Genomic DNA, 14,021 nt, shown 5'->3' on the forward strand with positions numbered 1-14,021 from the left:
CTAATGATCTAATAATTGGCACATAATTAATGCTTTCGCAACTGGTGCTTGGTTACTTTCCATCGTCACTTCAATTTTAGCAAAGTTACGACCCATGTCTAAAATTTGATAAAGTACTTCGATTTCATTTTCAATTTGTACTGTTTTAATGTAAAAAATATTTAAACTTTCAATCATCACTTCTAATTTTTTATGCTTTCTCATAACACTTTTAATTGTTTCTTCAATAATTGCAACAGAAACGGATTTACTGAGTGTTCCAAATTGATTCGTCAGTTGTGGCGTTACTTCTACAAAAATTTGATGATTACGTATTTCAATATGTTTTGCGACTTGGTCGTTAATCGTTTCGCCGACTTGTGGTTGTCTACCAACGACTTGCATCGCTTTTAGCACATCTTCACGTGTGATGACACCAATCAATTGTTTGTTCACACCTGTTACGGGTAACAATTCAATACCTTCCCAAATCATGATATGTGCACAACTCGCAACAGTCGTATGCATTTGCACACTGATGGGTGGTTTCGTCATCACTTTATGCAAGACATCATCCGCTTCTCGATTAATAATATCCTTACTCGTAATTAGGCCTGTTAAACGGATACCATCATCCACAACTGGAAAACGAGAATGCCCGGTTTCATTCGATATATCACGGACATCTTGTACGGTCATTGTTTGCTTAACATACGTTGTTTCTTCAATAGGTATGACAATATCATCCACAACGAGAATTTCTTTTTTAATCATTTGATTGTACATCGCTCGGTTAATAATATTAGCAACCATAAACGTATCATAATTAGATGAAATAATCGGTAAGCCTTTCTCATCCGCCATTCGTTTAATTTCATCCGTCGTATCAAAACCACCGGTAATGAGCACCGCACTGCCCTTTTGTAACGCTGCTTTTTGAACATCAAGTCTGTTCCCGACAATTAATAACGTATTTTTAGACACAAAATTGACGACGTTATCAACTTCCATCGCACCAATTGCAAACTTTGTTAATGTTTTGAAACGACCCGATCGCCCACCAATTAAGTGACCGTCGATAATTTTAGCAATCTCTCCAAAAGTTAAATTATCAAGATGTTGTCTCGCCTTTTTCTCAATGCGTACCGTCCCGACTCGGTCAATCGTCGCAACAAGCCCACGCTGACCCGCATCTTTAATCGCACGATATGCCGTTCCTTCTGACACATCCAAATATTTTGCTATTTTACGCACTGAGATTTTTTGTCCAACCGTTAAATTCTCAATGTGCTTAATAATTTGTTCATGTTTCGTCATTTGCTCAGTCACACCTTTTCCATACTACATACACACACATTTTTAAAAATTTATTCAAATCGTTCATTGTTTTCGTTATTACGATGCACATGACGTATTGCCTTATTGTCACACATTCGACAATGGCACACGTATCTCATAACGTGCATACGGATACACCTTATCTATTATAACTTTATTTACTACTTTTTTACACAACAATCCAAAGTGTCATCAGAAGGTCAAATACTGAAAAATTACTTGTAAGCATAGCATTTTAATATGAGATTGTTTACACTAGTATTAGGGAGGTTGATTGAGATGCACAAAAATATACTACTCGCAGTCGACACAGATTTGAAAAATGCCAAAGCACTACAAGAAGTTGCAAAACTAGCAGGAGAAGGTACAACCGTGACAATGTTAAACGTTATCGGCGAACAAGATGTACAAGCTTCCGTTAAGATGGGAACACACATTGATGAGTTGAAAAACATTCGTCACGACAAAATGGCGCCTACACGTGAAACGCTAGAATCAAATGGCATCCCTTACGAAGAAATTATTGAGCGTGGCAACCCTAAAGAGAAAATTGTCGCATATGCGAATAGTGGTCAATATGACATTGTTGTCTTAAGTAACCGCAAAGCAGAAGCAGCTAAGAAGTTTGTTTTAGGCAGTGTCAGTCATAAAGTTGCGAAACGCGCTAAAATTCCAGTATTAATCGTTAAATAATTAATAAAGTGAGCCTGACGGTTGTTGTCGGCTCACTTTTTCTACTTTTATGACAGTTTGACAGCTTCACCCGGTTTTAAAATTTGTACTTCCCCGTGTGTCACAGCTGCTTTAAAGTCTTCTGGGTTCTGTTCAATCAATGGGAACGTATCGAAATGAATTGGTACTGTAATTTTCGGTTGAATCAATTCATTAATTGCGTAACTCGCATCGTCAATGCCCATTGTAAAATTGTCACCAATTGGAATAAAACATACATCAACCGGATGGCGGTCAGCAATCAGCTTCATATCACTGAATAAAGCCGTATCCCCTGTATGATAGACAGTTGTCCCTTCAAGTTCTAAAATAACACCCATTGGCATACCCAGATAAATAGGAACACCTTCATCATTTAATAAGCTCGAACTATGAAAAGCTTGAACAAATTTTAACTTACCGAAATCAAATGTCCATTGGCCACCGATGTTCATCGGATGCACATTTTCAATACCTTTCGCCGTTGATAAATAGTTTGCGATTTCAGCTGTTGAGATCACTGTCGCACCCGTGCATTTTGCTAATGCCAGCGTATCGCCAAAATGATCTTCGTGACCATGCGTTAAGACGATATAATCCACTTCAAGCGTTTCAGCGTTTAAATCACTTAACCCATTGCCTGTAATAAACGGATCGATAATCCCCTTTTTACCATTTGATTCAAAATACACGGTTGACTGACCATGAAAAGATAATTTCATTAGATATGCCCCCTTCACAAGATTCATAATACTATTATACCACGTACGTCTCGTCACTACACATGCCTGAGTTTGAATTTTACAAATAACTGACATACAATAAAATAGACAGATGTAGAGGAGGATTTTTATGGCAAAGATAGCACAACTGGTACAAACACTACAACAAGAAAATGCAGATGCAGCTTGGATATCACATCCCATCAACATTTTCTATTTAACAGGCTTCAAAAGCGAACCACATGAACGTCTATTTGCATTACTTGTCACAAAAGATGGTACGCAAACTTTATTCGTTCCGCAACTGGATGTTGAAGAAGTCAAAGCGTCCCCATATGAAGGTCAAATCATCGGATACCTTGATACTGAAAATCCTTATGCCAAATATCCAGCACAATTTAATAAAATGCTTATTGAAGAAACGCATTTAACCGTTAAACGTGCACACGAATTGGAAACAGCGTTTGGCGTGCAATCATTTGGCGCAATGGATCTCGCATTAAAAACATTGAGAAATGTGAAAACAGAAGCAGAAATTGAAGCAATGCGTCACGCAGCGAAACTTGCCGATAAATGCGTCGAAATCGGTGTCGCCTATTTAAAACCGGGTGTGACAGAACGCGAAGTCGTCAATCACATTGAAAATGAAATTAAAAAACACGGCGTCAGCGAAATGAGCTTTGATACGATGGTGTTATTTGGTGATCATGCGGCAGCACCACACGGTACACCGGGTGACCGACAACTTCAAAACGATGAATATGTGTTGTTTGACTTAGGTGTCATCTACAATCACTATTGCAGTGACATCACACGTACGGTGGCATTTGGTCAACCGAGTGATGAAGCAAAACGTATTTATGATATTGTAAAAGAAGCGGAACAGTCAGCGATTGATGCGATTAAACCAGGTGTTACAATCAGTACATTAGATAATATCGCACGAGGTATTATTGAAGAAGCGGGTTACGGTGAATATTTCCCACACCGCTTAGGACACGGGTTAGGCTTAGAAGCACACGAATACCAAGACATTTCAAACACAAACGAAAATGTCTTTGAAGAAGGTATGGTTATTACAATCGAACCAGGTATTTACGTCCCTAACGTAGCTGGTGTGCGCATTGAAGATGACATACTCGTAACTGCAGATGGCTACGAAAGTTTATCACACTACGCCAAATAAACACGAAACGACCCTAAAGAGAATCGCTCTCTCTAGGGTCGTTTACTATATTATGATAAGACTTCTGTCACTGGTGTATATGTGCGATCAAACGCTTCAGCTACCGCTTTGTTCGTAACATAACCATTGAAAGTATTTAAACCATGAGACAATGGTACATTATCTGTTAAAGCTTGTTTATAGCCTTTATTCGCAAGTTGTAATGCGTATGGTAATGTCGCATTATTTAAACCAATTGTTGATGTACGTGGTACAGCACCTGGCATATTCGCAACGGCATAGTGTACAACACCATGTTTAATGTATGTTGGATTATCATGCGTTGTAATCTTATCCGTTGTTTCAAAAATACCACCTTGGTCAATCGCAATATCAACAATGACTGAACCTGGTCTCATTTGCTTAATCATGTCTTCTGTAACAAGTGTTGGTGCTTTTGCCCCTGGAATTAATACCGCACCAATAACTAAATCACTATTTTTCACATTTTCTTCAATGTTTAATGGGTTAGACATAATTGTATGCACACGACCATCAAATAAGTCTTCTAATTCTTGTAAACGTTTAGCGTTAACATCAAGAATTGTAACGTCCGCACCAAGACCTAGTGCGATTTTCGCAGCGTTCGTCCCCGCTTGACCGCCACCGATAATCGTTACTTTACCTTTTTGTACGCCTGGAATACCACCTAATAAGATACCCATACCACCGTTAAAGCGTTGTAAGAATTGTGCACCGATTTGTGCAGACATACGACCCGCTACTTCACTCATAGGTGTTAATAGTGGTAATGAACGGTCTGCCAATTGCACTGTTTCATAAGCAATTGAGATTACTTTTTTCTCAATCAATGCTTCTGTCAATGCTGGCTCGTTCGCAAGATGTAAATATGTGAATAAAATAAGGCCCTCTCTAAAGTAGCCATACTCTTCTTCTAATGGTTCTTTAACTTTAACGACCATATCTACATCCCATGCTTGAGCAGCTGTGTCGACAATTTGCGCACCTACTTCGATATAATGTTTGTCTTCAAAGTAAGAACCCTCACCTGCGCTCTTTTCGACAACAACAGTATGTCCTGCTTCTACAAGGGCATGTACCCCACTCGGTGATAAACTCACACGGTTTTCGTTATTTTTAATCTCCTTAGGAATTCCAATTTTCATACTCCTACACCTCCAACTCAATAATAACGCATGACATTTGTAAGCGCAATCATAATGATTAACGTTCGTATGATTTTATGATATAATAATAGTGAAATAAGAAAGGGGTTTTTGCTATGTTAATGTACAAAAACATATTAATCGCAGTCGATGGTTCTCATGAAGCAGAATGGGCATTCAACAAAGCAGTTGCCGTTGCAAAACGTAACAATGCCAAATTGACAATCATCAATGTTATCGATTCACGTACTTACACATCTTTTGAAGTATATGATTCTCACTTCACAGAAAAGTCTAAAACATTTGCTGAGAAATTGTTAGACGGATACAAACAAGTAGCAATTGACGAAGGTGTCGCGGATGTTGAGACACGCTTAGAATTTGGTTCACCTAAGTCTCTAATCCCTAGAATGGCAAGTGAAGAACAACTTGATGTAGACCTTGTTATGTGTGGTACATCAGGTCTTAACGCAGTAGAACGTTTTATCGTTGGTTCTGTATCTGAAGCCATCGTTCGCCATGCAACTTGCGACGTTTTAGTTGTACGTACTGAACAAATCCCAGAAACATTTAAGCCGAAAGTGGCAACTGAAGATTTTTTAAAGGACTTCAACATCTAGTCAAAAAAGACCAACTCGCTCATTTTTGAGTGGTTGGTCTTTTTTGTTTTATCCTTTATAAATATCCTTGATATAGCATGCCAAAGGGCTAGGCAGCTTATCATAGTCAAGATCTAGCGCAAAAGGATGGCGGCAGTATCGTAAAAATTGAATACCTGTATAAATATCACAATCTGTAAATAGCATAATATCATTCAAGGCGTAGTTTGAAATCGTTGGGTTCAATTCAAATTTTTCATGATATTGGTTTAGAAACTGCGTTAAGCTATGCTTGATGTCATCTTCTGTAAAATTAATCGGCGCGTCCCAAACAAGCGTATCTATAAATGATTGGGTTAAAATTTGTTTGTCATTTTTTAAATAATTCATCGCATTGAGTGAATCAGCGAGAAAATGTATAGAGCCTGTTAAAACGATGATTGGCAAATCAAGATCATTTAAAAAATCCTTAAGTAATCGTTGTTCTTTCACACTCAAATTCGCCTCTGGATACATGTATATTAACAATGTTCGATTATTCGATATTTGATTCATCTCATTAATCAATAAAGGCAAAACTTTGAGAATGCGATGAATTCGACGTGAATAATCTTCTGTCAATTCATAATCAAACATCAATTGTTTTAAAAAGAGCTTTTCGTCGTACGGCTTTAACTTTAACGGTAAATCATCATTAATTCTATCTAACAAATCTTCTAATAACTGATTGATTGAATGGTAATAACCTGCAACCTCAAAATCATTTTTCAAACGCCTAGATAAAGACTTACAAAGCAATGATGAGGCTGAAAGCGCATGCTCATTTTCTATCGTTTCATTCGTAATCATAAATGCTGTATACGCTTTGGAACTCAATACTTCATCGTTATTAACATCAATAATTTTAACATCTTGCGTAGACGACTTCCTTTTTTGAAAGAAATGAAAAATACCATTCAACCATGCTTCTTCAAGCGTCTCATATTCATTGAAAATAGATGTATAGTCCCCAATGTTCAATGTGATTGTATCTTGATCAGATAATGAAACTTGCCATTGTATCCCTTCCATAGCTCACCTCAAAACACAATTGTTCTGTTATCACCAAGTAATGCGATATTTTTATCTTCTGAACCTAACAGTATTTGCATTTTTTCATACTGCTTTTCAGTAATGACTAATGCACGTACGTGACCATCTTTCGGTAAAAATTGCTTGATGGTTTGCACAGTAAATTTAGCAGCATCTTGATTGGCAACACTTTTAATATAGATGGAATATTGCATCATGAGAAATCCTTCTTCTAATAACCTTTTTCTGAACTTACTATAAATGCGCCTTTGCTCTTTTGTTTCGACAGGTAAATCAAACATTAAAAGGACTCTCATAAATCTATAACTCATGAAATTCAAACTTATGTAAGTCAGGAAATTTTAGGTTATCAGCATTGCCACTATTAAAAAATTCAATAATCGAATCAATCATGATTTCAATCGCTCGAATCGTCGTTTGCATTTTGCCATCTATACATATTTTCGCATGCATTAAATTAATCAACCTCAGTCGATAGTCACGTGTTAAATAATCTTCAGGTGGACGCTTCGTTAAATACATATCAACGAGCGGACGGAACGGTTCCAAAAAGTCAGATGCTAAATTAAAGTGATTCTGCCCACCAATATGATGAATACCTAATGCTGGTATAAGCCCTTTTGCTACAATTGTACGTGCGATTGCCGCATTTAAAATCGTATATCCATAGTCTAAAACGGCATTTTCAACCAATGTTTCATCATCACGTGTAAAATCGTCAAACAAACTATTAAAGTAATATTTTGCTGCTTGCCCTTCAATATTTTGACGGTCTTTTAATAACACGCGTTCTTTTAATGCCATCATCTTTTCAATACGTTCATCAGAAATTGCATTATATTCCATACAAACAATCTGGTTACTGATTTTTTGCTTGATAATTTCACGCCAAAGCAATTCTTTTTGCGCTTCATCCCACATAAGCTGCATTTTCATTTGAGAATATTGTCTGCAATGTCCAGAGACTGGATGCACAATACACTCAGGTAAATGCTTTTGATTGCAGAAAATCACAAGAATATTGTGATTAGATAATGCAACAATAAGGCGAGACGTTAATGAAATCGTTAAGTCTTCGATCACCAAAGCATAAATATCATCTAAGGGGACTTTATAGTCATCGTCCCCTTTTTTAATTTTCAAACTATCCAAGTGCAATGAAAGTTTATCTACATCTGAAATATAAACAACACGCCATCCCATTGTCATCACCCTTTTTTGAATACAAGTTGTGGTGCTTTTGGTCTCTTGCTTTTGTACATATTGCCAAGAATATCAGTGTGAAATTTTTCGATATTAGTTGTTTTACGACCAATCGTCACTTTAATTCTATTATTCTTCAGATAGCTATCTGAATTCATATAATTGACCTGCTTCTCTTCTTCTAGTTCAATAAATTCTTTCTGCCTAATATCAATACGATCAACTTCGATTAGATTATTCTTATCAGAATTCACACCAATCACTCTAAATTTCTCATTATTGATTTCAATAATATCACTAGTATAAAAACTACCAATGAAAACTGCATTATTAGAAATCTTTTTTTCTGATTTTAATTGGTCATACTTTTCTTGTGATATAGCATAATAATTTTTTTCATTTTTTAACGTTAAATATGCGATACTAATAAATTTATATCCTTTATCTGTTTGATATACATCAAATCGGAAAGACTTTTGAGAAAGCTGTACAACCTTATTTTGAGGATTATGATAGTTCTTAGTAATATCCAAGTGTTCTACTAACTTATTTCCATAATACTTAATCTTATGGATTGCTGGTCCATTATCATGTTTCGCATATTTAGTTAAATATTGTCCTGTTTCCTCAAAATATTTGGCCAGTGGGTTTTTCTCATTTTCGTATTGGCTCATGACTATTTTCAATTTTTCAAATGTTTGTGGATCATGATGATACATAAGCAGACTTTCTGGATCTTTTTGCATACGTTCTTTCAAATCCCCATTTGACTTATCATAGAGGTTTTTTAACGTATTAATGAGATAACGCTTGTCATCCTTAACTCTCGTCGAATAAATTGTATCATTAATCAATTGGCGGTTCGGTTTTTTGTCTACACGATGTGAAAACTTTTTAATTTTGTATTTTTTTATATCTTCAATTTTAAAATACCCACCGAATACTTCTTCGTATTGATCCTCATCTTTAACATTCGAGTTCCTTTCATCTCCTGCTAAATCTGACACATCTTTTATTTCTTTTAACAACTTATGCTCTTTAAATAAATAGTCTGCATTGGCGATAATAAGTGCATCTTCGGCATGGTGTTTATACCCTTCATCACGGTTCTTTTTAAACCCCCATCTTTTACGTAGAAAGTCCGTAAAGCTACCATTAATTGTTTTGACCTTAACATCAAGATTGTTAATCGTGAAATACGTTTTCAATAATGTTGTAAGTTCTCTCGTTGTATAACGCGTATCAACTAAGTTACGATTAATGAATTCTTTTTGCACGTCATATTTATTTATATTACGTTCTTCTAATAGATATTCACGTTTCTTCTTCGTCATTCTATCTTTATTTTCGGCTAGATTAAGCACATGTTGTTTGAAAACCGAGTATTTAATATCTGCATAGCCAGACGTTAAATATTGGTAAGGTGTTTGATTATTTTTTTTTGCATTTTGTTCTCTACGTACTAGCACTTTATTATGCATTGAATCATCAAAAGATACAGATCTTGGAATGATATGATCGATATCATAATTGTTCGGATTTCTTAATAGATCTTCAAGTGGAATGTCTTTTAACGAATAAAGGCATTTTCCTTCTTGAGCATCATGCAATTTAATTTTTTGTACAAGTCCTTTCGCATTTTCATTACCATATTCTTTAATAATGGCTTCGATGCGTTCACGTGTTTTTTCATTTTTCTTTTGTATCGCTCTTAAATATCGACTTTTCTCAGCTGAGTTGGATTCTCTAGCTAATTCGATGATTATGTCTTTTGGCAAACCATATTTTTTGATAATCGCATTCACAACACCAATTGCCTGTTTAAAAGAACGTTTTACAACTGGAGATAAAATCGCATCATCAATCATATCAGTTGGAATACGTTGATATCCTTTTAATTCATATTTCTTTGGACGCATATTTAAATAGGTAAATACTTCCATCTGATTCATTGACGAATGCCATAACTCATCTATAATCATATTCATACATTTTAACGATAAACTATGTGTGCCTGTATAACCCGTTAATTCAGAAATAGATTGCTTATCAGCTTCACTCATTAGATATTCTAACTGTCCTAATTCAGCTACAATTGAGTCTTTATCTTGATAAATCGTTAAAATTTCAGCAATTTGATTGAGTAAATCAATATCATCTAGTATCGCATGATCTTTTACTACTTTTTTCAAATCATGAAATAGTTTAAAACTTGTAAACTGTGGTTTACCAGACTTCGTAACACGATATCCAGAAATATTTATATCATTAACACCAATTTCTTTTGCGATTTGCTTTAAAGTCGGATTTCTCTTTTGTTTGAAAACATTTTCGATTATATGATATTTTTCATGGTATTCTAATTTTGGATTATCATCACGTGCAATAGTTAAATTATTTAAATCATTCAGTGCATTATACAAATCAGCTGTATAAGCATATTTCACACTTCTAAATTCTACTGGAAAATATGTACAATGACCCATCATCAATTGATACCACTTTTTAACATCAGCATCCCAGCCATAAGGACTCCCCTTACCCGGTCCTTCATAGTACTCACGTCTAGTCTCAACTAATGAAATATATTTCTCTTTAAATGTCTCGTCAATTTCTGGATAATACTGCATTTGTGTATCTATTATTTTCTTGGCTTCACGTACAATATCTTTAGTTAGAAAACGATTTTCAACGCCTCTTACATGGCCTTCATTCTCTAACCTTTCTTTTTGTAATTCACAGACATAGCGTGATTCTAAAAACTTCGCATTTTTATTAATTTGATCCTTAGTTGATAAACTATCACTTGCTGTTTCTTCCTTATCCGCCGCTACATCCACATTATGTATACCTCTTCTTTTGGCAATATGGAGCAGGGCTACTGCCAACTCATCTTTCGTAAGTTGTTCAGTTAACCCTTTGACTCTAATATTATATGGTTGATTATTTGTAGGTGCTAAACCAGAAATGATTTTATATTCTGACAATAGAGATTTAACACGTTCTAACCGATGAATTCTTCTTCTCTTTAAACGTCTAGCACCGCGCTTGGCACGTCTTCCTAAATTATTATCTGCATTTGCTTCAGGGAACAATCTAACACCCGCATCTATAATACTTTTTGTATCATAGTCAATTAGACCATAGCCAACCGAGCCAATGCCAATGTCTAAGCCAAGAATATAATCTTTCTCCATAATTTGTACCTCCTATATTAAATACACCCTTAAATATAGGTGTGGTTTATCGTTTTTGTAACCGCTTTATTTACTCAATAATGTAACTCAATCGCTATGATATAGTCAATTAAATAATCATAAATCTTTTAACGTCAGTTTTAGAATGTGATTTAAAAAGCGGAAAAGTAATCATTTGTATTTAAGTGCAAGTAATGATTAAATTACTTTGACTGATTTAATTTCATTAGATGTAATACCAAGAAGCACACCATTGTCTAATAAGACACTTAGCTCTTCAGTATACTCTTCTGCATCATAATCTCTCTGAATATCTTCAAGCACTCCAATAAATATCTGATTGTCAATGTCAACAATTTTTATTTTCTTGTCTAAATATTTTACATACATTTTATTCCACTTTTTCTTTGGGTGGTGTAAAATAGGTTCCTCACTTGATATAAAGAACTTTCACTTTTATAATTAGGTCTTTATAACTTATGTTACTGAACAAACCCTATTCACACTACAACCAATAAATTTCTTTACCACTCCAAATTAAATGTAAATTTACATCAATTGAGTCTATGATTATGTATTGTAACTTCGTAAGATTTTGACTTAATCTATATTTTCACATCACAAATCGTATGATTACATTTTTTAATATACACTCTCATTAGCCATTCAAACACATCTACAACAATGAAGTTGGTGCCATCTATACCTAAAATTACAGAGTACTAAAACGAACTAAATTACATTGTTAAAGGTTTGCTTGTATCATTCATACCTAAAATTACAGAGTACTAAAACGTTGTCGGGTCATCCTTTTCTTCTTTATTGGTATCATTCATACCTAAAATTACAGAGTACTAAAACACAACCTAAAAAAGCTATGATAAACGATTTGTATCATTCATACCTAAAATTACAGAGTACTAAAACTGTTAAATTTAGTGAAGTGTGGACTGATAAGTATCATTCATACCTAAAATTACAGAGTACTAAAACACATTTTGGATTACATATTTCTCACAAATTGTATCATTCATACCTAAAATTACAGAGTACTAAAACTTGCATCCACTGTAGTAGCTACCGCTGCCAGTATCATTCATACCTAAAATTACAGAGTACTAAAACAAGTGAGAGAAGCATTAAGGGCTGTATTCGGTATCATTCATACCTAAAATTACAGAGTACTAAAACGGTTTACCTGGTTTACTTGGTTCTTCTGGTGTATCATTCATACCTAAAATTACAGAGTACTAAAACCAAAAACATCATGTTGTTGCTGTTCTGTTAGTATCATTCATACCTAAAATTACAGAGTACTAAAACATGCCAAAGAAGTTGAGGTAGAGCATGAAGGTATCATTCATACCTAAAATTACAGAGTACTAAAACATGCCAATGAATCAATCCGCTTTTGTGACGGTATCATTCATACCTAAAATTACAGAGTACTAAAACTCAAAAGCTACGTGGTGGAACAATAAAAAAGTATCATTCATACCTAAAATTACAGAGTACTAAAACTCTATGCATTGCATGAATCAACGCTACTTGGTATCATTCATACCTAAAATTACAGAGTACTAAAACCTCTAGCAACATTATACCTTAAGTTTTTTTGATTTTCATCTAACAATATTGAACATTTGCGATTGAAACATTAAATAGTATTTTGCCATTTCGACTTCTTTAGTTGGTTGTGAACTACTCACCACTTAGCTAAACCTAAAGTTTTTAACGCTTGAAGTGGGAGCTTCTTGGGAATAGAGCGTACTTGCTAGTTTATTGCTTTACTAACAGCGGTGTCTCTTATTTACCAAGCTATCCCCGTAGTTCCTACGGTTCTTTATGCTACTTAAGCTAATGCCATTATTCTTAGACCTTCCGTCAATATATTTATACTGGCATTGATATCTCGATCATGATGTGTACGACAAACAGGACAAGTCCATTCTCGGATTTCAAGAGATTTCTTGCCGTCTTTGTGCCCACATTTTGAACAGATTTGACTAGATGGAAACCATTTGTCTACCTTAATGATTTTCCGTCCGTACCAATCAGCCTTATATTGTAATTGCGTCACAAAACGAGACCAAGAGACATCAGAAATACTTTTTGCCAGTTTATGATTACGTAACATACCTTTTGTGTTTAAGTCTTCAATACAGATGCTATCGTGGTTTTTGATAATTTCTGTACTTAACTTATTCAAGAAATCAGTACGTTGGTTCATGACTTTTTCATATAATCGCGCTACTTTTCGTTTTTGTTTTTGATAGTTCTTTGCTTCAAAGAGATGGACACCTTTCTTTTTAGCTAACAAAGCACGCTTTGACAACTTACGTTGCGCACGTCTGAGTTTCTTTTCCATTTTAGCCGTGAAGTTATGATTATCAATTTTTTGACCATCAGAAAGGATCGCAAAATTTGTAATACCCAAGTCAATACCAATTGCAGAATTAGATTTAGGCAATTCATTTATCTCTTCTTTACATAACAAAGAAATATAATATTTACCGCTAGCATGACGTGATATTGTCGCTGACTTAATAATCCCTTTTGGTTGTCTGTGAAGTTTAATTCTGATTAAGGATTTTAATTTAGGGACTTTGACAAACTTATCATCAATCAAAGCAACTGTCCCATTTTGATTATTCGTTGTATAACTCTGAACAGGGTTTTTCTTACTTTTGAACCGAGGAAATCCAATAGATTTATTACGAAAAAAGTTCTTGTAGGCTTTATCTAAATTAAGTTGTGCATTAGCTAAAGCAAGACTATCGACTTCTTTCAAGAATGGAAATGCTTTTTTATATTTGGCAGGTGTTGGA

The 14,021-nt window shown here is 34.8% G+C and carries 12 protein-coding genes and 1 CRISPR repeat array; of the genes, 3 read left to right on the forward strand and 9 right to left on the reverse strand.

Features of this window, described 5'->3' with window-relative positions; translation table 11 throughout:
* The gene (locus TP70_RS10375) at positions 1–1,296 is read right to left on the reverse strand and encodes a DRTGG domain-containing protein (protein WP_044361488.1); all 1,296 of its coding nucleotides are present in this window, start codon (positions 1,294–1,296) and stop codon (positions 1–3) included.
* 300 nt (positions 1,297–1,596) lie between these two features.
* Between TP70_RS10375 and TP70_RS10380 the strand changes: the two genes are divergently transcribed.
* On the forward strand, positions 1,597–2,010 hold the full coding sequence (locus TP70_RS10380; protein ID WP_044361489.1) for a universal stress protein: 414 nt from the start codon (positions 1,597–1,599) through the stop codon (positions 2,008–2,010).
* Positions 2,011–2,057: 47 nt separating this feature from the next.
* Here the strand turns inward: TP70_RS10380 and TP70_RS10385 are convergent, their stop codons facing one another.
* The gene (locus TP70_RS10385; RefSeq protein WP_044361491.1) at positions 2,058–2,750 is read right to left on the reverse strand and encodes a metal-dependent hydrolase; all 693 of its coding nucleotides are present in this window, start codon (positions 2,748–2,750) and stop codon (positions 2,058–2,060) included.
* A gap of 130 nt (positions 2,751–2,880) precedes the next feature.
* Here TP70_RS10385 and TP70_RS10390 point away from each other — a divergent pair, with 130 nt between their 5' ends.
* Positions 2,881–3,936, forward strand: a complete 1,056-nt coding sequence (locus tag TP70_RS10390; RefSeq protein ID WP_044361492.1) for a M24 family metallopeptidase — start codon at positions 2,881–2,883, stop codon at positions 3,934–3,936.
* 50 nt (positions 3,937–3,986) lie between these two features.
* On the opposite strand, the gene ald is transcribed toward TP70_RS10390, so the two are convergent.
* Positions 3,987–5,102 (reverse strand): alanine dehydrogenase, encoded by a 1,116-nt coding sequence (ald, locus tag TP70_RS10395; protein WP_044361494.1) that lies wholly within the window; start codon positions 5,100–5,102, stop codon positions 3,987–3,989.
* A 116-nt stretch (positions 5,103–5,218) separates the two neighbouring features.
* Here ald and TP70_RS10400 point away from each other — a divergent pair, with 116 nt between their 5' ends.
* Positions 5,219–5,722, forward strand: a complete 504-nt coding sequence (locus TP70_RS10400; RefSeq protein ID WP_044361496.1) for a universal stress protein — start codon at positions 5,219–5,221, stop codon at positions 5,720–5,722.
* Between the two features lie 48 nt (positions 5,723–5,770).
* Here TP70_RS10400 and TP70_RS10405 read toward each other — a convergent pair whose 3' ends face one another.
* From TP70_RS10405 to tnpB, 6 genes are all read right to left on the reverse strand, one after another.
* Positions 5,771–6,772 carry a hypothetical protein gene (locus TP70_RS10405; protein ID WP_044361498.1) on the reverse strand — a complete coding sequence of 334 codons (1,002 nt, stop codon included), beginning with the start codon at positions 6,770–6,772 and terminating at the stop codon, positions 5,771–5,773.
* An 8-nt stretch (positions 6,773–6,780) separates the two neighbouring features.
* Complete coding sequence (gene cas2, locus TP70_RS10410) at positions 6,781–7,089, reverse strand: CRISPR-associated endonuclease Cas2 (protein WP_044361499.1); 309 nt, start codon at positions 7,087–7,089, stop codon at positions 6,781–6,783.
* A gap of 4 nt (positions 7,090–7,093) precedes the next feature.
* Positions 7,094–8,002 carry a type II CRISPR-associated endonuclease Cas1 gene (cas1, locus tag TP70_RS10415; RefSeq protein WP_240626970.1) on the reverse strand — a complete coding sequence of 303 codons (909 nt, stop codon included), beginning with the start codon at positions 8,000–8,002 and terminating at the stop codon, positions 7,094–7,096.
* Entirely contained in the window at positions 8,002–11,193 is a 3,192-nt protein-coding gene (gene cas9, locus TP70_RS10420; RefSeq protein ID WP_044361501.1) for a type II CRISPR RNA-guided endonuclease Cas9, read from the reverse strand. Before cas9 ends, cas1 begins: the two co-directional genes overlap by 1 nt.
* Before the next feature lie 198 nt (positions 11,194–11,391).
* Positions 11,392–11,583 carry a hypothetical protein gene (locus tag TP70_RS10425; RefSeq protein WP_044361502.1) on the reverse strand — a complete coding sequence of 64 codons (192 nt, stop codon included), beginning with the start codon at positions 11,581–11,583 and terminating at the stop codon, positions 11,392–11,394.
* A gap of 303 nt (positions 11,584–11,886) precedes the next feature.
* Positions 11,887–12,780: direct repeats of the CRISPR family, unit length 36 nt; unit sequence GTATCATTCATACCTAAAATTACAGAGTACTAAAAC.
* A gap of 265 nt (positions 12,781–13,045) precedes the next feature.
* The coding region (tnpB, locus tag TP70_RS10430; protein WP_044361503.1) for an IS200/IS605 family element RNA-guided endonuclease TnpB at positions 13,046–14,021 on the reverse strand (976 nt) is incomplete at its 5' end.

Source organism: Staphylococcus microti (genome assembly GCF_000934465.1).
In the GTDB taxonomy this organism is placed as follows: Bacteria; Bacillota; Bacilli; order Staphylococcales; family Staphylococcaceae; genus Staphylococcus; species Staphylococcus microti.